General features: G+C 62.0%; 21 protein-coding genes. 11 read left to right on the forward strand and 10 right to left on the reverse strand.

All coding sequences use genetic code 11. The features are described 5' to 3' along the window. Positions 1-181 precede the first annotated feature (181 nt). From ACIOMR_RS27485 to ACIOMR_RS27495, 3 genes are all read left to right on the forward strand, one after another. On the forward strand, positions 182-1,171 hold the full coding sequence (locus ACIOMR_RS27485) for a 2-hydroxyacid dehydrogenase (RefSeq protein ID WP_177122872.1): 990 nt from the start codon (positions 182-184) through the stop codon (positions 1,169-1,171). Between the two features lie 71 nt (positions 1,172-1,242). Next, positions 1,243-1,683 (forward strand): hypothetical protein, encoded by a 441-nt coding sequence (locus tag ACIOMR_RS27490; RefSeq protein ID WP_004371378.1) that lies wholly within the window; start codon positions 1,243-1,245, stop codon positions 1,681-1,683. Then, a complete protein-coding gene (locus ACIOMR_RS27495) occupies positions 1,680-2,084 on the forward strand; it encodes an META domain-containing protein (RefSeq protein WP_004371380.1) in 405 nt (134 codons plus the stop codon). Before ACIOMR_RS27490 ends, ACIOMR_RS27495 begins: the two co-directional genes overlap by 4 nt. 117 nt (positions 2,085-2,201) lie before the next feature. Here the strand turns inward: ACIOMR_RS27495 and ACIOMR_RS27500 are convergent, their stop codons facing one another. Next, complete coding sequence (locus ACIOMR_RS27500) at positions 2,202-2,663, reverse strand: TlpA disulfide reductase family protein (RefSeq protein ID WP_004371382.1); 462 nt, start codon at positions 2,661-2,663, stop codon at positions 2,202-2,204. A gap of 115 nt (positions 2,664-2,778) precedes the next feature. Here ACIOMR_RS27500 and arsC point away from each other — a divergent pair, with 115 nt between their 5' ends. The 3 genes from arsC to ACIOMR_RS27515 are packed head-to-tail and all read left to right on the forward strand — an operon-like array spanning position 2,779 to position 4,146. Further along, a complete protein-coding gene (gene arsC / locus ACIOMR_RS27505; RefSeq protein WP_008435325.1) occupies positions 2,779-3,132 on the forward strand; it encodes an arsenate reductase (glutaredoxin) in 354 nt (117 codons plus the stop codon). Next, entirely contained in the window at positions 3,129-3,743 is a 615-nt protein-coding gene (wrbA, locus tag ACIOMR_RS27510) for an NAD(P)H:quinone oxidoreductase (protein WP_004371390.1), read from the forward strand. The genes arsC and wrbA overlap by 4 nt, the downstream gene beginning before the upstream one ends. Further along, positions 3,727-4,146 (forward strand): DUF2069 domain-containing protein, encoded by a 420-nt coding sequence (locus ACIOMR_RS27515; RefSeq protein ID WP_401197464.1) that lies wholly within the window; start codon positions 3,727-3,729, stop codon positions 4,144-4,146. Before wrbA ends, ACIOMR_RS27515 begins: the two co-directional genes overlap by 17 nt. A gap of 107 nt (positions 4,147-4,253) precedes the next feature. Here the strand turns inward: ACIOMR_RS27515 and ACIOMR_RS27520 are convergent, their stop codons facing one another. Next, positions 4,254-4,925 (reverse strand): DNA-3-methyladenine glycosylase I, encoded by a 672-nt coding sequence (locus ACIOMR_RS27520; RefSeq protein ID WP_004371396.1) that lies wholly within the window; start codon positions 4,923-4,925, stop codon positions 4,254-4,256. Between the two features lie 67 nt (positions 4,926-4,992). After that, positions 4,993-5,817, reverse strand: coding sequence for a tRNA 2-thiocytidine(32) synthetase TtcA (gene ttcA, locus ACIOMR_RS27525; protein WP_008435321.1), 825 nt, complete (start codon positions 5,815-5,817; stop codon positions 4,993-4,995). Positions 5,818-6,179: 362 nt separating this feature from the next. Here ttcA and ACIOMR_RS27530 point away from each other — a divergent pair, with 362 nt between their 5' ends. After that, positions 6,180-6,782, forward strand: coding sequence for a Yip1 family protein (locus ACIOMR_RS27530; protein WP_004371402.1), 603 nt, complete (start codon positions 6,180-6,182; stop codon positions 6,780-6,782). A gap of 128 nt (positions 6,783-6,910) precedes the next feature. After that, positions 6,911-7,405, forward strand: a complete 495-nt coding sequence (locus ACIOMR_RS27535) for a SprT family zinc-dependent metalloprotease (protein ID WP_004371405.1) — start codon at positions 6,911-6,913, stop codon at positions 7,403-7,405. 123 nt (positions 7,406-7,528) lie between these two features. On the opposite strand, the gene ACIOMR_RS27540 is transcribed toward ACIOMR_RS27535, so the two are convergent. Both ACIOMR_RS27540 and ACIOMR_RS27545 read right to left on the reverse strand, forming a co-directional pair. Next, positions 7,529-8,710, reverse strand: coding sequence for a CaiB/BaiF CoA transferase family protein (locus tag ACIOMR_RS27540; protein ID WP_401197469.1), 1,182 nt, complete (start codon positions 8,708-8,710; stop codon positions 7,529-7,531). A 149-nt stretch (positions 8,711-8,859) separates the two neighbouring features. After that, entirely contained in the window at positions 8,860-10,194 is a 1,335-nt protein-coding gene (locus ACIOMR_RS27545) for a dicarboxylate/amino acid:cation symporter (protein WP_008435307.1), read from the reverse strand. A gap of 337 nt (positions 10,195-10,531) precedes the next feature. On the opposite strand from ACIOMR_RS27545, the gene ACIOMR_RS27550 reads away from it, so the two are divergent. After that, positions 10,532-11,530: an AraC family transcriptional regulator gene (locus ACIOMR_RS27550; RefSeq protein WP_003214223.1), complete on the forward strand. Its 999-nt coding sequence runs from the start codon at positions 10,532-10,534 to the stop codon at positions 11,528-11,530. 129 nt (positions 11,531-11,659) lie between these two features. Here the strand turns inward: ACIOMR_RS27550 and ACIOMR_RS27555 are convergent, their stop codons facing one another. Genes ACIOMR_RS27555 through ACIOMR_RS27565 form a run of 3 tightly spaced genes read right to left on the reverse strand, consistent with a single transcriptional unit; the run spans position 11,660 to position 14,007 of the window. Beyond that, positions 11,660-13,006 carry an ATP-binding protein gene (locus tag ACIOMR_RS27555; RefSeq protein ID WP_023659245.1) on the reverse strand — a complete coding sequence of 449 codons (1,347 nt, stop codon included), beginning with the start codon at positions 13,004-13,006 and terminating at the stop codon, positions 11,660-11,662. Then, positions 13,003-13,680: a response regulator transcription factor gene (locus tag ACIOMR_RS27560; protein ID WP_003214228.1), complete on the reverse strand. Its 678-nt coding sequence runs from the start codon at positions 13,678-13,680 to the stop codon at positions 13,003-13,005. Before ACIOMR_RS27560 ends, ACIOMR_RS27555 begins: the two co-directional genes overlap by 4 nt. 18 nt (positions 13,681-13,698) lie before the next feature. Then, positions 13,699-14,007 (reverse strand): hypothetical protein, encoded by a 309-nt coding sequence (locus tag ACIOMR_RS27565; protein WP_003214230.1) that lies wholly within the window; start codon positions 14,005-14,007, stop codon positions 13,699-13,701. A gap of 180 nt (positions 14,008-14,187) precedes the next feature. On the opposite strand from ACIOMR_RS27565, the gene ACIOMR_RS27570 reads away from it, so the two are divergent. Further along, complete coding sequence (locus ACIOMR_RS27570; protein WP_102369713.1) at positions 14,188-14,904, forward strand: 4'-phosphopantetheinyl transferase; 717 nt, start codon at positions 14,188-14,190, stop codon at positions 14,902-14,904. Here ACIOMR_RS27570 and ACIOMR_RS27575 read toward each other — a convergent pair. Together ACIOMR_RS27575 and ACIOMR_RS27580 are read right to left on the reverse strand one after the other, a co-directional pair. Beyond that, positions 14,901-16,511 (reverse strand): ATP-binding protein, encoded by a 1,611-nt coding sequence (locus ACIOMR_RS27575; RefSeq protein ID WP_401197475.1) that lies wholly within the window; start codon positions 16,509-16,511, stop codon positions 14,901-14,903. The two genes, ACIOMR_RS27570 and ACIOMR_RS27575, sit on opposite strands and share 4 nt — an antisense overlap. After that, positions 16,508-17,233, reverse strand: coding sequence for a response regulator (locus ACIOMR_RS27580; protein WP_008435295.1), 726 nt, complete (start codon positions 17,231-17,233; stop codon positions 16,508-16,510). Before ACIOMR_RS27580 ends, ACIOMR_RS27575 begins: the two co-directional genes overlap by 4 nt. Before the next feature lie 804 nt (positions 17,234-18,037). Here ACIOMR_RS27580 and ACIOMR_RS27585 point away from each other — a divergent pair. Continuing rightward, the coding region (locus ACIOMR_RS27585) for an ATP cone domain-containing protein (protein WP_401197479.1) at positions 18,038-18,688 on the forward strand (651 nt) is incomplete at its 3' end.

The raw sequence follows: 18,688 nt of genomic DNA on the forward strand, positions 1-18,688 counted from the left end.
GTTGTGTGTGGGTTGTTGTGGTTGGGGTGTTTGCACCCGTTTTTGTGCGTCCCCCCCCCTGTTTTTGGGGGCCGCTGCGCAGCCCAGCGGGAGCAAGCTCCCTCGCCACAGTAAGCTTCCTCACCACAGACAAGCCCCCTCGCCACAAAAGCAGCTTTCCATCATCAAGAAGGAATATTTGATGCGCATCATCCTCTTCAGCAGCCAGACCTACGACCGCGACAGCTTTCTCGCCCAACCGCTGCCCGAAGGCATGCAGTTGCAATTCCAGCCGGCCCGGCTGAACCTCGACACCGTGGCCCTGGCCGAACACCACGAAGTGGTCTGCGCCTTTATCAACGATGACCTCAGCGCCCCGGTGCTGGAGCAGTTGGCCAGCGGCGGCACCCGCCTGATCGCCCTGCGTTCCGCCGGTTACAACCATGTCGACCTGCCCGCCGCCAAGCGCCTGGGCCTGACCATCGTGCGGGTGCCGGCCTACTCGCCCCATGCGGTGGCCGAACATGCGGTCGCGTTGATCCTGGCCCTCAATCGCCGCCTGCACCGCGCCTACAACCGCACCCGCGACGGTGACTTCAGCCTGCACGGCCTGACCGGGTTCGACCTGGTGGGCAAGACCGTCGGCGTGGTCGGCACCGGGCAGATCGGCGCCACATTCGCCAAGATCATGGCCGGGTTCGGCTGCCGGCTGCTGGCGTACGATCCCTACCCCAATCCGCAGGTCGAGGCCCTTGGCGCCCGGTATGTGAGCCTGCCGCAGTTGCTGGGCGAATCGCAGATCATCAGCCTGCATTGCCCGCTGACGGCGGACAGCAAACACCTGATCAACGCCCAAAGCCTCGCCCATATGCAGCCCGGCGCGATGCTCATCAACACCGGGCGCGGCGGCCTGGTGGACACCCCGGCGCTGATCGACGCACTCAAGGATGGCCAGCTCGGCTATCTGGGGCTGGATGTGTATGAAGAAGAGGCCCAGCTGTTTTTCGAAGACCGCTCGGACCTGCCCCTGCAAGACGACGTATTGGCGCGCCTGCTGACCTTCCCCAATGTGATCATCACCGCGCACCAGGCCTTCCTGACCCGCGAGGCGCTGGGGGCGATTGCCGGCACCACCCTGGCCAACATCGCGGCGTGGGCTGGCGGGCAGGCGCAAAACCTCGTCGAAGGATGATCAGCGGTCACATAGCCGCGCCATGATGGGTAGCGGCGCATGATAGGATGCCGCGCCTATTTGGAGGATCCATGGCCGAACACGATTTCCGCTTCAGCTTGCTGAGCCCGCAACACACCCTGATCGAATGCCGGGCCCTGGTGCCGGGCCGTTATCAAGTCACCGGCAACGGTGGCTCGATCAAGAACGGCGACGTTCTGATCGTCACCCTGCGCGGCAGCAAAACCCTGTCGATGCGCCTGACCGTCGAAGGCGATGCGCGCTACTCCATCCGCCCGGCGGGCCAGTGGGTCGCCATGGCCCAGGGGCCGAAATTCGGCGAACTGGAGATTCACACCTGGAAGGTCAACTGCGACAGCTGCGACAACGTGCTGGAGTTTGAATTCGCGGTGGAAACCAAGCTGACCAAGGAGCCGCTGCAACCGGCCGCCACTGCACGGGTTACCGAGTTGGGCTGGGCCACCCTGGGTGACAAGCACCGCTGCCCGAAATGCCAGCAGGCCGCGCAATGAAAGCCCTGCTGATGCTGGCCGTGCTCGGCGCAGGCCTTGCGGGCTGCGCCAGCGACGAGGTCAAGCTCAAGCAGGATCACAGCTACGTAGTGGAATGGATCGGTGAGCGGCCGCTGATGGATTACGCCCACCTGACCGTGACCCTCGGCGCCGATGGCCGGGCCTATGGCAATGGTGGCTGCAACCATTGGTTTGCGCCCTACACCCTGGACGGCGACAAGCTGAGCTTCGGCAAGGTCGGCAGCACCCGCAAACTCTGCGCCGAAGCGCTGATGGAGCAGGAGCACCGCTTCTTCCAGGCCCTGCAGGGCGTGCAGCGCTGGGACATTTCGCCGATCGAACAGACCCGCTTCTGGCCGGCGGATGGCAAGCCGTTGCGGTTGTGGCTGGAAGAAGGCTGATCTGAAGGCGCAACACATCTAAATGTGGGAGCGGGCTTGCTCGCGAAAGCGGTGGATCAGTCGATGTATCCGGTGACTGCCACACCGCATTCGCGAGCAAGCCCGCTCCCACATTTTTTATCCGCGCAACGCCTTGAGCTTGGCCAACACCCCTTCCGCCGTCTGCTCACCCATCAGTTGCTCGCGCACCTTGCCCTTGTCATCGATGATGTAGGTCACCGGCAGGGCTTCACTGCGGGGAATGTCGAAGATCCCGTCCGGGTTCTGCGCCAGTACGGTGAACTTGATGCCCAGCTTCTCGCTGGCGCTCTTGAGCTCTTCACCCTGGACGTTGTCGAAATTCACCCCGAACACCCCCACCGACTGGCCCTTGAGCTGTTCGGCCAAAGCGTTGAGTTCCGGGATTTCGGTACGGCACGGGCCACACCATTCGGCCCAGTAGTTAACCACCAGCCATTGCTTGTCCAGGCGTTCGGCGGCCACTTTCTGACCATATTGGTCAACGCCATAATCATTGCCACAGCCGCTGAGCAGCAGTGTGCCGATGATTGCCAATGCGCCTAACAGTCGCCTCGTCATGGGGTAATCCTTCGTAAAAATGAACGTTGGCTGCGGCCTATCGCCTCTCATGGTTTAAGGACGCGGCGCAGCGCGGGTAGAATACCCGCCACCTTACGCAAGATGCGACCCGCACATGACCGATCTGACGCTTTATCACAACCCGCGCTGCTCGAAATCCCGCGGTGCGCTCGAACTGCTGGAAGCCCGTGGCCTCACACCGACGGTGGTGCGCTACCTGGAAACCCCGCTCGACGCCGCGCAATTGCAGGCCCTGCTGGGCAAGCTGAACATCAGCGCGCGGCAACTGCTGCGTACCGGCGAGGACGAATATAAAACCCTCAACCTGGGTGACACCAGCCTCAGCGAAGCACAGTTGATCGCTGCCATCGCCGCTCATCCGAAACTGATGGAGCGCCCGATCCTCGCCACCGCCGACAAGGCCGTGATCGGCCGCCCACCGGAGAACATCCTGGAGCTGGTTTCGTGAGTGCGCCGTATGTGCTGGTGTTGTATTACAGCCGCAACGGTTCAGTCAGCGAAATGGCCCGGCAGATTGCCCGGGGCATCGAGCAAGCCGGGCTTGAGGCGCGGCTGCGCACCGTGCCGGCCATCTCCAGTGAATGCGAGGCCGTGGCGCCGGACATTCCGGTCGACGGCCCGCTGTACTGCAGCCTCGACGACCTGAAGAACTGCGCAGGCCTGGCGCTGGGCAGCCCGACCCGTTTCGGCAACATGGCCGCGCCGCTCAAGTACTTTCTCGACGGCACCAGCAACCTGTGGCTGACCGGCGCCCTGGTCGGCAAGCCGGCGGGTGTGTTCACCTCCACCGCCAGCCTGCACGGCGGCCAGGAGACCACGCTGATGTCGATGCTGCTGCCGCTGCTGCACCACGGCATGCTGATCACCGGACTGCCCTACAGTGAACAGGCGCTGCTCGACACCAAGGGCGGCGGTACGCCTTATGGCGCCAGCCACCATTCCGGTGCCGACGGCAAGCGTGCGCTGGATCAACACGAGATCGCCCTGTGCCGCGCACTCGGCCTGCGCCTGGCGAAGACCGCTGCGCTACTGGAGAACGGCCGTGGCCAGGAAGCCTAAGCTACTGCCGCTCCAGGCCTGGCTGGAGCCACGGGTCAAGGCGATGCGGGCGTTGAGCCTGCTGGCGTTCCTGGGATTGGTGGGGCTGCTGTGTGCCTACTACCTGGCGTTCGCCGATCTGCATGGCGCGCGGCCGTGGGTGATTCTGCTGATCGAATTGGTGCCGCTGCTGTTGCTGGCGCCGGGGATGATCCTGGGCAGCGCGCGCGGGCATTCATGGATGTGCTTTGTGGTGAACCTGTATTTCATCAAGGGCGCGCTGGCGGCGTATGACCCGAACCGGCAGTGGTTTGGTGTGTTGGAAATGCTGGCGAGCCTGGCGGTGTTCTGCACGGCGTTGATGTATGTGCGGTACCGGCATCAGCTGAATCGGCGGTTGGCGGGGGAAGGATTGCCTGCCTGATGCTTTTGTAGTGCCTGACCTGCCGCTATCGCAGGCAAGCCAGCTCCCACAGAGGAATGCATTCCAAGTGTGGGAGCTGGCTTGCCTGCGATGGCATCAACCCGGTATCAATGATTCACGGTGTAAGCCAGCATCATCGACAACTGGCACATCGGCCGCCCGCTCTCGGCATGCCACTGGTTGAATGCGCCCTGCACCGTGGCCAGGTCCCGCAGGCTGGTGGGCACCTTGTCGACGATCTTCTGCGCATTCAGCGCCGCCACCACGTCATAGCTCGGCACGAACGTGTCCTTGCCCACCATCCGCAAAAAGCGCGGCGCCGACAGCCCGCCCAACTGGTGGCCGTGCTTGCTCAGGTACTTCCACAGGCCGACGATATCGGTCACCGGCCAGTCGGCAATAAACCCGCCGAAGCTGCCTTTTTCCTTCTCGATATCCAGAATCATCTGCGCATTGCGCGGCACGCTCTTGAGCTTGCCCAGGTGACGGATGATGCGCGTGTCCTGCATCAGCCGCTCCAGGTGCTCGGCGCCCATGAGTACGACTTTTTCCGGGTCAAACCCAAAGAACACCTGCTCGAAGGCCGGCCACTTGGCGTCCACCACGCTGTGCTTCAGGCCGGCACGAAACACCCGCAGCGACAGGGTCGACAGGTAGCGGTCATCGCTGATCTTGCGCAGTTTCGCCGGGGTCAGGGGCACAGGCAGGTGGGCTTCCAGCTCGGCCGCCGAACCAAACCGGTTCAGACAATATTCGTGCAGCCACTTGTAATCGCGCATGCCCTCTCCTAAGGATTGAAATGAAAACGGCGCCCAGGAGCGCCGTCTGTCAGAGCGGTGAAAACACTCAGAGGTTCACTACGTTGACGAAGCGCGACGCCGCACTTTCGTCGATACGCAGGCTGGTGAAGTCGAACAGGTTACGGTCAGCCAACTGCGACGGCTGCACGTTCTGCAAGCTGCGGAAGATGCTGTCGACGCGGCCCGGGGTCTTGCGGTCCCAATCCTGGAGCATGTCCTTGACCACCTGGCGCTGCAGGTTTTCCTGGGAGCCGCAGAGGTTGCACGGGATGATCGGGAATTGCTTGAGGTCGGAGTAGGCCTGGATGTCCTTCTCATGGCAGTACGCCAGTGGGCGGATCACCACGTTGCGCCCGTCATCGGCCCGCAGCTTGGGCGGCATGGCCTTGAGGCTGCCGTTGAAGAACATGTTGAGGAAGAAGGTTTCGACGATGTCATCGCGGTGATGACCGAGGGCCATCTTGGTCGCGCCGATTTCGTCGGCAAACGTATAGAGCGTGCCACGGCGCAGGCGCGAGCACAGCGAGCAGGTGGTCTTGCCTTCCGGGACCAGCTCCTTGACCACCGAATAGGTGTCTTTCTCGACGATGTGGTACTCGATCCCCAATTCCTTGAGGTAGGCCGGCAGCACATGCTCGGGAAAACCCGGCTGCTTCTGGTCCATGTTCACGGCAACGATGTCGAACTTGATCGGCGCGACCTTTTGCAGGTGCATCAGCACGTCGAGCATGGTGTAGCTGTCCTTGCCGCCGGACAGGCAGACCATGACCTTGTCGCCCTCTTCGATCATATTGAAATCGGCGACTGCCTCGCCGGCCAGGCGACGCAGGCGTTTTTGCAGTTTGTTCTGGTTGACCGTAAGAGTGCCCATGGCGCTTGGATCCGCGAAAGGTGTGTGACGAAAAGCCGGGTATTTTACCGGGATGGACGACCGAGTTCCAATGTGGGAGCGGGCTTGCTCGCGAACGCGAAGTGTCATTCGCCAGGTGTTTAGCTGACCCACCGCATTCGCGAGCAAGCCCGCTTCCACAGTTGACCGCATTCCAATCAACAGACCCCGCCGCGATTAAGCCCAATGTTTACAGCGCAATTTGCTCTAAAGCCCCACACTTTTTCCGGTCATCACTTCCTATACTGCGACATAAGGTCGCACATATATCCAGACCTTTCAGGCCAATTGGCCCGTGGGCGCTCCGCTGGGGGGCGATGGTAATAACGACAGGAGTGACTGGCATGATCCATCACGTCGTGGGACTTTTCACCCACCCCGATCAGGAATGGCGGGAAATTCGTGGCGATAAAGAAGAAAGCATCGGCCACATGTACCTCACCCACACGCTGATTCTCGCGGCCATCCCCGCTGTCTCAGCCTTTATCGGTACCACTCAGGTGGGTTGGGTCATCGGCAGCCGCGCCCCGGTGATGCTGACGGTGGAAAGCGCGTTGTGGATGACCCTCATGTCCTACGCGGCGATGCTCGGCGGCGTGGCGGTGATGGGCGCGTTCATTCACTGGATGGCCCGCACCTATGACGCCAACCCCAGCATGGCGCGCTGCGTGGCGTTTGCCACCTACACCGCGACACCGCTGTTTATCGGCGGGCTGGCGGCGCTGTACCCGCATATGTGGCTGGGCATGGTGGTGGGCACGGCGGCCATTTGCTACACGGTGTATCTGCTGTACGTGGGGCTGCCGACCTTCATGAACATCCACCCGGACGAGGGCTTCCTGTTTTCCAGCTCGGTACTGGCGGTAGGCCTGGTGGTGCTGGTGGCGATCATGGCCTTTACCGTGATCGTCTGGGGGCTGGGCGTAGGCCCGATCTACACCAACTGACGCGGTTTACCCGCAGGAAAAGCCACCGCAAGGTGGCTTTGTGCGTTATGCATGACCATTCGGCGCCTGACAGATTCGGATACACCCTTGTTTGCGGCATACTGGACGTCTCTGGAGATATGTACAGCATGCCCGAGCAACTCAATACCCGCGTCGAAGATTGTTTCCTGCAAGCCGAATCCTTTTTCAAACGAAGCTTCAAACGCCCCCAGGTCAGCCTCAAGCTGCGGGGCCAGAAGGCCGGTGTCGCGCATTTGCACGAGAACCTGCTGCGCTTCAACCCGCAGCTCTACCGTGAAAACAGCCAACACTTCCTTAAACAGACAGTCGCCCATGAAGTGGCCCACCTGATTGCCCACCAATTGTTCGGCGAGCGCATCCAGCCCCATGGCGAGGAATGGCAGTTGATCATGCGTGGGGTTTACGAACTGCCGCCGGACCGCTGCCACACCTATGAAATCCAGCGGCGGCGCGTGACGCGGTATATCTACCGCTGTCCGTGTGCCGACAGTGACTTCCCGTTTTCGCCCCAGCGTCACGGGTTGGTGGGCCAGGGGCGGCGGTATTTGTGCCGCAGGTGCCGGCAGACTTTGGTGTTTACCGGGGAAACCCGCGTCGAGTGAGGTTTGTGGTGGATTTAAGGGCCCCTTCGCGAGCAAGCCCGCTCCCACATTTGATCGCATTCCAACGATGGAACTCGGTTGAATGTGGGAGCGGGCTTGCTCGCGAAGGGGCCGGCCCAGGCGCTACTGAACTACCTTGGCACGCCGCAAATCATCTATCTGCTGAGCACTGAAGCCCAACTCCGCCAACACCTCATCGCTGTGAGCGCCCACCGCCGCGCCTATGTGCCTGGCCGCCGGCAAGCCCTCGGAAAACTTCAGCGGGCAGGCCATTTGCGCCTGGCTGGAACCATCGCCCCGCGGCACCTGGCTGACCAGCTCCCGGGCTTTCAACTGCGGGTGTTCAACGGCCTCGCTCAGATTCAGCACCGGCTCGACACACGCATCAATCCCGGCAAACAGCTCACACAGCTCATCAAAGCTGCGTTTCTCGAACTCGACCTGCAGCGCCAGCTTGAGGGCTTTCTGCTGCTCGGGTTTGGGCGATAGGCCCATTGCCGCCAATTCAGGGCGGCCAAGCGCCGTACACAGCTGCTGCATAAACGCCGGCTCCAGACTGCCCACCGACAACCAGCGTCCTTCCCGCGATCGGTAATAGTCATAGAAACTGCCGCCATTGAGCACCTGGTTCTCCCACGCCGGCTCCACGCCGCACGCCAGGTAACCGGCGCCGGCCATGGCATGCAGGCTGAAGGCGCAGTCGGTCATGCTCACGTCCAGGTATTGCCCCACCCCACTGTGCTGCCGGGCAATCACCGCCGCCAGCAAACCGATCACCGCGTGCAACGAGCCGCCCCCCACATCCGCCAACTGCACACCCAAGGGCAACGGCCCGCTGTCCTGGCGCCCGGTGTAGCTGGCAATGCCTGCCAGGGCCAGATAATTGATGTCATGGCCGGCGCGATCCTTGTAGGGGCCGGTCTGGCCGTAGCCGGTGATGGAGACGTAGATCAGCTTTGGGTTGATCGCCTTCAACGCCTCGTAACCCAGGCCCAGGCGCTCCATGACCCCGGGGCGGAACTGCTCGAGGACGATGTCGTAGTCCGCCACCAGTTGCCGCACAATCGCCACCGCCTCGACCTGCTTGAGGTCCAGGGCCAGGCTGCGTTTGTTGCGGTTCAGATAGGCATGGCTGGCCGACACGCCCTGGTCATGGGGCGGCAGTACTCGCAGCAGGTCCATGCGTGTGGGGGATTCGATGCGCAACACCTCGGCGCCCATGTCGGCCAGCAGCAACGAGGCGAACGGCCCCGGCAGCAAGGTGGAGAAATCCAGTACTTTGAGGGACGCCAAGGGACCTGACATGCGGACTCCGATTCCGATTCGATTGGCCACAGAGTAGGCAAACCCGGCGGTCGGCGGCAATCACATAAACCATCATCCGAAGTGACTGATGCTTCCCGAAGGCATAAAAAAACCCATCCGAAGATGGGTTTTTCACAAACGCTGCAGCCTTACTTGACGGCGGTTGGAGCCGGGCCTTCGGCCACGCCCAGGTCGTCTTCTTCACGGGTGTCGGAGATACCGCGACCACCGGAAGCCAGTTCGACTTTCAGCTTGTCTTCGTCCAGTTCCTTGACCCACTTGGCCACAACCAGGGTTGCAACAGCGTTGCCAACCAGGTTGGTCAGTGCGCGGGCTTCGGACATGAAGCGGTCGATACCCAGGATCAGCGCCAGGCCGGCAACCGGCAGGTGGCCAACAGCCGACAGGGTAGCGGCCAGTACGATGAAACCACTACCGGTCACGCCAGCAGCGCCCTTGGACGACAGCAGCAGTACCAGCAACAGGGTGATCTGGTGGGTGATGTCCATGTGGGTGTCAGTCGCCTGGGCGATGAACACGGCAGCCATGGTCAGGTAGATCGAAGTACCGTCCAGGTTGAAGGAGTAGCCAGTCGGGATAACCAGGCCGACTACCGACTTCTTGGCGCCCAGACGTTCCATCTTGATCAGCATGCGTGGCAGTGCGGATTCGGACGAGGAAGTACCCAGTACGATCAGCAGTTCTTCACGGATGTAGCGGATCAGTTTCAGGACGCTGAAGCCGTGTGCGCGGCAGATGGCGCCCAGCACCAGCACCACGAACAGGATGCAGGTGATGTAGAAGCAGATCATCAGCTGACCGAGCTGCACCAGCGAACCTACGCCGTAGGCACCGATGGTGAACGCCATGGCGCCCAGGGCACCGAGTGGCGCGAGCTTCATGATCATGTTGATGATGTTGAACATCACGTGGGCGAAACGATCGATGAAGTCCAGCACCGGCTTGCCGTAGGCACCCAGGCGGTGCAGGGCGAAACCGAAGATCACCGAGAACATCAGCACTTGCAGGATGTCACCGGTAGCGAACGCGCCAACGATGGTGTTCGGGATCACGTTCAGCAGGAAGCCAACGATGCTCTGGTCGGCACCGGCAGTCACGTAAGCCGCGACTTTGGAGGCGTCCAGGGTAGCCACGTCGATATGCATGCCGGCGCCCGGTTGCACGACGTTGACCACGACCAGGCCGATCAGCAGGGCGATGGTGGAGACGATTTCGAAGTACAGCAGCGCGTAGCCGCCGGTCTTGCCGACCGATTTCATGCTTTGCATGCCAGCGATGCCGCTGACAACGGTGCAGAAGATGATCGGGGCGATGACCATTTTGATCAGCTTGATAAAGCCGTCACCCAGTGGCTTGAGGGCCACGCCGGTCTGCGGGTAGAAGTGACCGAGCAAAATACCGATAACGATTGCAACGATCACCTGGAAATACAGGGATTTGTACAGTGGCTGACGAGTCGTCATTGCAAAGTTCCTCAATCGTCCCGTGTGGCAAATATCCGCCATTGCCCACGACACTTGAATTGCGAACCCTCCTGCACTGGAGGGATTTGTTGTTTGAGAGCCTGCTCGAGGCGGTCTCCCTGCGCTCTGTATCGCAAGCGTCGTGCCACTTCTGCTGAAACTCCCTGAAGGCCTTTAGACATCAGCGCTCGGGCGATTTCCAGCTTAAGGTTATGCCTACAGACAGTGGCGGATTTCCGCCTGCTCGCCTGATCTCGTCCTACAATTTGGCGGATATCCGCCTTGTTGCACCCGCCCGGGGTGGCTAACATCCGCCACTCAATGGACGAGGCCCCTCATGCGTGAACGAACCATCGCTAGTCACTACGCCCGAGCCGCCCTCGGCGGTGCTCGCCGGGCCGGCTACGATTATTCAGGCCTGCTGCAGCAGGTCGGCATCACTGCGGAACTGCTGAGCGAGCCCCGCGCCCGCATCGCCCCCGAGCAATTCACCCAGTTGTTGCAAATGCTGTGGCTGGCGCTGGATGACGAATACCTGGGCTTCGCCGAAGGCCCGAGCAAGCGCGGCACTTTCGCCATGATGTGCCACGCGCTGATTCACTGCCGCACCCTGGAGAAGGCTCTGGAACGCGGCTTATTATTTTATAGCCTATTCCCGCAGGGTCCGCGCTGGCGTCTGACACGTGAAGGAGAAATGGCCCGCCTGAGCCTGGACGATTCGCAACTCTGGGACCCGGATCACTTCCTCAGCGAATGCCTGCTGGTGATCTGGCATCGCCTCGGCAGTTGGCTGATTGGCCAGCGCATCCGCCTGCACCAGGCCACCTTCAGCTACCCGACGCCGCCCCACGCCGGTGAGTACGACTTGCTGTTCCCCTGCCCGCAGGTATTCGCGGCGCCCACCAGCAGCCTGGTGTTCCCCAGCCGCTACCTGAGCCTGCCGTTGTTGCAGGACGAGCGCACCCTCAAGCATTTCCTCGAACGCTCCCCGGCCGACCTGCTGTCGCGGCCGGATGAAGGCGACAGCCTGAGCAGCCAATTGCGCCGCCTATTGAGCCGCGACCGCACGCCCTGGCCCGACCTCGAAGCCGTCGCCCAGCACCTGCATATCAGCCCGCAGACCCTGCGTCGGCATTTGCGGGAGGAAGGCACCAGCTTTCAGGCGCTCAAGGATGAGTTGCGCCGGGACATTGCGATCTATCATTTGGGGCGGGCGGATTTGTCGTTGCAGGAGATCGCCGAGCAGCTGGGGTTTTCCGAACCGTCGGCGTTTCATCGGGCGTTCAAGAAGTGGACCGGGTTGACGCCGGGGGCCTATAGAGCACAAGAAACCTAGGTGTGTATTGATGCGACTGGCCTCTTCGCGAGCAAGCCCGCTCCCACATTTGACCGAGTTCCACCTTGGGAATGCCATCGAATGTGGGAGCGGGCTTGCTCGCGAAGAGGCCGGCACAGCCAATAAAGATCAAACAGCCGGGAAGTGAATCTTGAACGCAGCCCCACCCAGCGGTGAATCCCCAAGGGTCAGCCGGGCGCCATAGCTTTCAATGATGTCCTTGACCACCGCCAGGCCAATCCCCTGCCCCGGATGCTGGCGGTCGAGCCGCTCGCCCCGCTGCAGGATGCGCGCACGCTGGTCCGGCGGCACGCCGGGGCCATCGTCTTCGATGCACAACTCGGTGCCCTCCAGGCTTTCCTGCAAGGTGATGCGCACTTCGCTCAGGCACAGGCGATAGGCGTTCTCCAGCAGGTTGCCGAGCAGTTCCAGCAAGGCGCCCTTCTCGATCGGCACGTCGCATTCGTCCGGCAGTTCAAAGGCGACCTTCACGCCCTTATCGCGATAAACCTTGTCCAGCGTGTCGCACAGGCTTTGCAGCACCGGCTCCAGCCGCACCTGGTGGCGCACCAGGCCGCTTTTACGCAGGCTGGCGCGCTGCAATTGGTAGCTGATCTGCTGGCTCATGCGTTCGATCTGCGATTGCAGTACCCAGGCCTGGTCCCGATCTTCGGGGCGCTGGGCCATGTCTTCACTCACGCCTTGCAGCACCGCCAACGGGGTTTTCAGGCTGTGGGCCAGGTCATCCAGGGAATCGCGGTAACGGGTGCGTTGCTCCCGCTCGCTGTGGAGCAACCGGTTCAGGGAGCCGGTCAGGCGCAGCAGCTCGCGCGGGTGTTGCTCGCTGAGGCTTTCCCGGGTACCACCTTCGATTTCATCCAGTTCCTGGCTCAGCCGGCGCAGCGCCTGCAGGCCCCAGGTCAGGCCCAGCCACAACAGGGTCAGCAGCACCAGCAAGGCGGCGCCGAAGCCCAGGTAGAGGTTTTCCCGCAGGCCTTCGAGGGTCAGTTGGTATTCACGCACCGGTTGCAGGGCGACGATACTGAACGCCGCGCTCTTGCCGCCCAGCAGCTTGACCTCGACGTCATAGACAAAAAATTCCTGGCCGTTGGCCTCGCGGATCCGCGCAAATTCGTTGCCGCGCCCGTCATAGCGCGGCTTGTAGTTGATGTTCTCTTCCTGTGTGGCGCGCGACCGCCAGACCAGATGGCCTTCGCGGTCATAGATGTAGCCCAGCAGGCGGCTGTCGGTGAGGTTGAAACGCTCGTCCGGCAGCTGCGCGGGCATCAGCAGGCGATTGTTTTCAACCCGGGCAGCCGAAATCAGCGTCGTGACATCCGACGCCAGGCGCTGCTCGATGGAGTCCTGCAGGGCCAGGCTGAAGGCGCCCTGCATGGCCGGCAACAAGGCCAGCATAAACAGCACGGCCAGGATGGTGGCCGCGAGCATCAAACGTACACGTAGCGAGCGAATCAACGGCAGCGCTCATTGAACAGGTAGCCCAGGCCACGCACGGTGTCGATCGGTTTGAAACCCGCCGGGCCTTCCAGCTTGCGGCGCAGGCGGCCCACCAGCACTTCGATCACGTTCGGATCACGCTCGTCGTCATCGGGGTAGAGCTGTTCCATCAGGCGGTCCTTGGCGACCACTTGCTGGTGATGCCGCATCAGGTATTCGAGGATGCGGTATTCGTAGGCGGTCAGCGCCAGTGGCTGTTCGTCGAGGGACGCCTGCTTGCGATTGAGGTCCAGCAGCAACGGCCCGGCGACGATGGTGGATTGGGTGAAACCGCTGGAGCGGCGCAACAGTGCGTTCATCCGCGCTTCCAGCTCTTCGAACTGGAACGGCTTGACCACGTAGTCGTCGGCACCCGCTGCCAGGCCTTCAACCTTGTCCTGCCAGTTGCCACGGGCGGTCAGGATCAGGATCGGGAAGGTCTTGGCCTGGGCGCGCAATTGGCGGATCAGGTCCAGGCCGCCCATGCCGGGCAGGCCCAAATCGATGATCGCCAGGTCGTGGTTGAATTGCCCGGTCTGGTACAGCGCCTCTTCGGCATTGGCGACGGCCTCGACCACGTGACCGCTGTCGGTAAGGCGGGTCAACAGGTGATGGCGCAGCAACGCCTCATCTTCGACAACCAGCAATTTCATAAAGCTCTCCAAGGCAAATCAACTTTCCAACTGGGGTATATCATAGCGGCCCTGCAGGTCTTGCTGGCGCAATTTACTGCCGTTGAAGTGACCTGACAGGTTTTCGTTGCCCACGCGATAGTCTGACTGCGGGGTGTGCTGGCCCAGGGACTGGCCCCATGGAGCCGCCTGTTCACCGGCATCCTCGAAGCTCACCCGCTGGAGAAGGCTGTAGGGCTTTTTGCTCTTCTCCTTGGAGAAACCCGCGAAACTCGAATCAGAGGCCTGGACGCCAGCGGTGGCGCTGAGCATGGTTAAGGCCAACATCAGCTTCTTGATCGCAGTCATGGTGCTACCTCATACGCTTGGGCTTTGGGTACGGGGCCAGACTACGCAGACGCCCCTGAACTCCCCCTGAACACTCTCTGAACCTGGGCTGAACCGAGGCCGGCTACTGTGTAAAGAGTTATTTACGTATCCCCGGCCGCAGGCTATCCAGCGGCCCTGCAACTCGGCAAAATACCCGGCATGAATTCCCTACCCGCCTGCTGCACCCCACTTGATGCCCATTGGCCGTTGCCCGATGCCTTGCCCGGCACGGTCTTGCTGAGCACCCGTTTTGACCCGGCCCTGCTGGCCATCGGCGATTTCCAGCGCAGCGCCGTGCCGCCACCCGCGAGCATCCAGCGTTCGGTGGCCAAGCGGCAGGCGGAGTTCCTGGCCGGTCGCCTGTGCGCCCGCGCGGCCCTGCAACAGCTGGACGGGCTGGATTGCGTGCCGGCGATCGGCGAGGACCGCGCGCCGGTCTGGCCCGCGCACATCAGCGGTTCGATCACCCACAGCACCGGCCATGCAGCGGCCATCGTCGCCCACAAGTCACAGTGGCGCGGGCTGGGGATGGACCTGGAGAACCTGCTGACCCTGGAGCGGGCGGAACGCCTGGCCGGGGAGATCCTCACACCGGATGAATTGCTGCGCATGGCCGCCGGGCCGCGGGAGCAGGTTGCGCAACTGGTGACGCTGACGTTTTCGGCGAAAGAGAGCCTGTTCAAGGCGCTCTACCCGATCGTGCAGAAGCGCTTTTATTTTGAGCATGCCGAGTTGCTGGAGTGGTCGGATACCGGCCATGCGCGGCTGCGGTTGCTGACGGACTTGTCCGCAGAATGGTGCCATGGCAAGGAACTGGAGGCGCAGTTTGCGGTGGATGAGGGGCAGTTGTTGAGCCTGGTGGCCGTCCAGGCCTAGACCTTCTCCTGATCCCGTGGCCAACTCAGGCTGAAACACGCGCCACCCAGATTGTTGCTCTTGCTGATCAACGCCCGGCCGCCGTGCCAATAGATGATCCGCCGCACAATGGATAACCCCAGGCCGTGCCCACCCGACGCGCGGGTCCGGCTGTCATCCAGGCGCAGGAACGGCGTGAAAATCCGCTCCCAGGCACTTTCCGGTACGCCCGGCCCGTCGTCTTCCACGTCGATGCGGCAACGCACCTGGCCCACCTGGTAACTGATCAGCACCTGCCCCTGGGCGTGGCGCATGGCGTTGCTCACCAGGTTTTGCAGGGCACGGTGCAGGTAGCGCGGCTCGGCCTCCACCCATGCATCATCCCAATGCGCCGAGGACAGGCAGATGCCCCGCGCCACGTTGATTTCCGGGCGCAGCGGTGACAGTTCATCAATCACCTGATCCAGCAACGCATTGAGGTCGACCCGTTGGAAATTCAGTGCCGGCGCCCCCTGTTCCAGCCGCGCGTAGGTGAGCATTTCGTCCACCAGGCCATCGAGGTCCTGGATGTCGCTGTCCATGCCCTCCATATACTTGCGCCGCGCTTCAGGCGTGGCCGCGTCGCCGATCATCTCCAGGCCGAACCGCAGGCGCGCCACCGGGGTGCGCAGTTCATGGGACACCGCCCGCACCAGTTCGCGCTGAATTGCCAACAGGCGTTGCAGGTGCTCGGCCATGCCATTGAACGCTGCCGCCAGGCGCCCCACCGAATCGGCGCCGCGGGCCGGCACCCGCACTTCCAGGCTGCCTTTGGCGATGCGCGTGGCGGCGGCTTCCAGGCCACTCAAGCGCCGCTCCAGCTGGCGCACCAATAAATAGACGATCAAGCCGATCAAGGTCAGGCTGATCAGCGCAATCAGGATCAGCCATTGCGCCGGGTACGGATTCATCTGATACAGCGGGCCGATTTCCAGGACCCACGGCGTGCCGACCATGCCGGCAAATACCCGGATCGAATCCCCACCCTTGCCCAGGGCCATCACGGTATCGCCTTCGGACACGCGGCGGCGCTGGTCTTCGTCCATATCAGCCTGATTGAGCATCACCAGGTGCATCTCGAAACCAAAGCCCTTGGCTTCCTTCAGGTCTGCGAGTTTCTGCGGTTGCTCCGCCACCGGGAAACGCACCAGCTCATCGGCCAGCAGGTAGATCGTCGCGCGGGCCAGTTGTTCGCTGATTTGCTGCACTTCACCGGTCAGCAACAGTTGCTCCTGGTCACTGACCAAGCGCAGCACCCTGGCCGCGTGAGGCCCGGTTTGCTCCACCAACACCTGGCCGCGTTGCAGACGGGTACGCTGGGTCAGGTCCAGGTGCGCCTCGGCCACGGTCTGCAATTGCAGCGGGATACCCAGCAAGCGCTCCCACACTGCCAGGGCACGGCGGCGCTCGATGGCACTCATGGGTTGCAGGTTGTCGCCCATCAGCGCGAAGGTGCCGTGGGCCTGGCGCTCGCGGTACTGGCCGCTGCGCACTTCATTGAGCAGGTGCAAGGCCAGTACGCCGAGCAACGCCACCAGAATCAGCGCCGCGCACATGCCGCCGTAGATGCGCAGGAAGATTGAGTTCACGGCGTCAGGTCAGCCGCAGCTTCGGGGACGAACAGGTAGCCTTTGCTGCGAATGGTCTTGATCAGGCGTGGGTGGATGGGGTCGTCGCCGATTTTCGGGCGGATGCGCGAGATGCGCACGTCGATGGAGCGGTCCTGGCCGTCATAGCCAATACCGCGCAAGGCGGTGAAGATTTCTTCCCGGGACAGGATCCGCCCGGCATTCGCCACCAGCAGCCACAGCAGGTCGAATTCGGCGCTGGTCAGTTCGATGCCGCCCTCATGCAGCCAGGCTTCACGCAGGGCGTTGTCCACCACCAGCGGGCCGAATTGCAGGCGCCGCTGTTTTTCGGGGAGTGCCGGCTCGACGCTTTCGCTGCGCCGCAGCAGGGCCTGGATGCGTGCCAGCAACAGGCGTGGACGCACGGGTTTGCACACGTAATCGTCGGCGCCCATGTCCAGGCCCAGCACCTGGTCCATGTCGTCGGTGCGCGCGGTGAGCATCAGGATCACCCCGTCGTAGCGCTCGCGCACCTTGCGGCAAATGCTCAGGCCGTCTTCACCGGGCAACATCAGGTCGAGGATCACCAGGTCCGGCTGCTCGGCGATGATCCGCGCCGCCGCGAGGGCGCCATTGCCTTCCACCGACACCCGCAAGCCGTTGCTCTCCAGGTAGTCACGGGTCAACTCGGCCAGTCGCTCGTCGTCCTCGACAATCAATACCTGCCAGGCTTCTTGCTCCATGCGCTACCTCGGTTCTAATTATTGTAGGGGCGGGTTTGCCCGAGAAAACTCGAGGGCGCCGCGTTTATTCAGGTTTCCAGCGTCATCGTTGACGTCCTTCGCGGGCAAGCCCGCTCCTACAGTTGTCATGTAGGCGAGGCATAAACTGTATGGATAACCGCCGATTGTAGCAACGGGCCGGCCCTCTGCCACAAGCGCGCAAATGCGTTCGGACATCGTGTTTTTTTGTGATAGGGTTCGCGCCCGCAAAAATCCAACCGGTTGTTTTTACCTCGGAATATTCGGTGACAAACGGCGCAATGCAGCAGTACTGCGGCCTACACGGCCATTCCACGTTTCATACACATTTTACCCACAGCGTTATCCACAGGTAGTCCGTTGCTAAGCCCCCCAAAACGCATTATCTTGTAGGTCGTCGCCAAAAAAACCCTACATGTAGGGTTTTCAGCGAAAAGACCAAACACAAATCAGACAAGAAACTCAAGCTCTTTCTTGCTCCTGTTTGGTGAACTTAAGCCTTTTTCAGAAGACCAAACCGCGCACGCGGATGGCAGCCGCTTTCTGCCCCGATCAGGCGAAAACGGTACGGGTGTTGCAGTACGAAACTGTCACCCACCAGGAATACGGTAAAGAGCCCCAAGGCTTGTAACCGAAGACTTCGGCATGGAAGCGGCGCGAACAGCTCCCTTCCTCCTGTCCCGAAGTTGTTATGCCAGGCCCCTGGCCTGTTGTAAGTGCTTCAGGACGGAACGGTGGGCACCGTGATGGTGCCCAAATAAATATAGAATGTGGAGACAACCCCCCATGCAAACCGACACAACTCGCGAGAACCCGCAGGGCTCCGTGCCGCAGGCCGCTGATTCGAACCTGGATCTGTCCGCCACCGCGCCCGGCCAATTGCGCGTGATCAAGCGTAACGGCACTGTCGTTCCTTACACCGATGACAAAATCACCGTCGCGATCACCAAAGCGTTTCTTGCAGTTGAAGGCGGCACCGCTGCTGCCTCGTCGCGCATCCACGACACCGTTGCCCGCCTGACCGAACAGGTCACCGCAACCTTCAAGCGTCGCATGCCATCGGGCGGCACCATTCACATCGAAGAAATCCAGGACCAGGTCGAACTGGCCCTGATGCGTGCCGGCGAGCAGAAAGTCGCCCGCGACTACGTGATCTACCGTGACTCGCGCGCCAAGGAACGTGCCGTACGTTCCCCGGCCGAAGAAGCTGCCGTACAAGCTCACCCGTCGATCCGCATCACCCTGGCCGACGGTACGTTTGCACCGCTGGACCTGGGCCGCCTGAACACCATCATCACCGAGGCCTGCGAAGGCCTGGAAGAAGTCGATGGCGACCTGATCCAGCGCGAAACCCTGAAGAACCTCTACGACGGCGTGGCCCTGACCGACGTCAACACCGCACTGGTGATGACCGCCCGTACCCTGGTCGAGCGCGAG

This window comes from Pseudomonas sp. NPDC087814 (assembly GCF_044742865.1).
GTDB lineage: Bacteria > Pseudomonadota > Gammaproteobacteria > Pseudomonadales > Pseudomonadaceae > Aquipseudomonas.

Bases quoted from the DNA above. Each gene is read 5' to 3' on its own strand.
- ACIOMR_RS27580 (WP_008435295.1), bottom strand. From the start codon at position 17,233: ATGGAGCAAGAAGCCTGGCAGGTATTGATTGTCGAGGACGACGAGCGA.
- ttcA (WP_008435321.1), bottom strand. From the start codon at position 5,817: ATGGGCACTCTTACGGTCAACCAGAACAAACTGCAAAAACGCCTGCGT.
- ACIOMR_RS27565 (WP_003214230.1), bottom strand. From the start codon at position 14,007: ATGACTGCGATCAAGAAGCTGATGTTGGCCTTAACCATGCTCAGCGCC.
- ACIOMR_RS27570 (WP_102369713.1), top strand. From the start codon at position 14,188: ATGAATTCCCTACCCGCCTGCTGCACCCCACTTGATGCCCATTGGCCG.
- ACIOMR_RS27540 (WP_401197469.1), bottom strand. From the start codon at position 8,710: ATGTCAGGTCCCTTGGCGTCCCTCAAAGTACTGGATTTCTCCACCTTG.
- ACIOMR_RS27500 (WP_004371382.1), bottom strand. From the start codon at position 2,663: ATGACGAGGCGACTGTTAGGCGCATTGGCAATCATCGGCACACTGCTG.
- ACIOMR_RS27560 (WP_003214228.1), bottom strand. From the start codon at position 13,680: ATGAAATTGCTGGTTGTCGAAGATGAGGCGTTGCTGCGCCATCACCTG.
- ACIOMR_RS27495 (WP_004371380.1), top strand. From the start codon at position 1,680: ATGAAAGCCCTGCTGATGCTGGCCGTGCTCGGCGCAGGCCTTGCGGGC.
- ACIOMR_RS27550 (WP_003214223.1), top strand. From the start codon at position 10,532: ATGCGTGAACGAACCATCGCTAGTCACTACGCCCGAGCCGCCCTCGGC.
- ACIOMR_RS27520 (WP_004371396.1), bottom strand. From the start codon at position 4,925: ATGCGCGATTACAAGTGGCTGCACGAATATTGTCTGAACCGGTTTGGT.
- ACIOMR_RS27490 (WP_004371378.1), top strand. From the start codon at position 1,243: ATGGCCGAACACGATTTCCGCTTCAGCTTGCTGAGCCCGCAACACACC.
- ACIOMR_RS27535 (WP_004371405.1), top strand. From the start codon at position 6,911: ATGCCCGAGCAACTCAATACCCGCGTCGAAGATTGTTTCCTGCAAGCC.
- arsC (WP_008435325.1), top strand. From the start codon at position 2,779: ATGACCGATCTGACGCTTTATCACAACCCGCGCTGCTCGAAATCCCGC.
- ACIOMR_RS27545 (WP_008435307.1), bottom strand. From the start codon at position 10,194: ATGACGACTCGTCAGCCACTGTACAAATCCCTGTATTTCCAGGTGATC.
- ACIOMR_RS27530 (WP_004371402.1), top strand. From the start codon at position 6,180: ATGATCCATCACGTCGTGGGACTTTTCACCCACCCCGATCAGGAATGG.
- ACIOMR_RS27485 (WP_177122872.1), top strand. From the start codon at position 182: ATGCGCATCATCCTCTTCAGCAGCCAGACCTACGACCGCGACAGCTTT.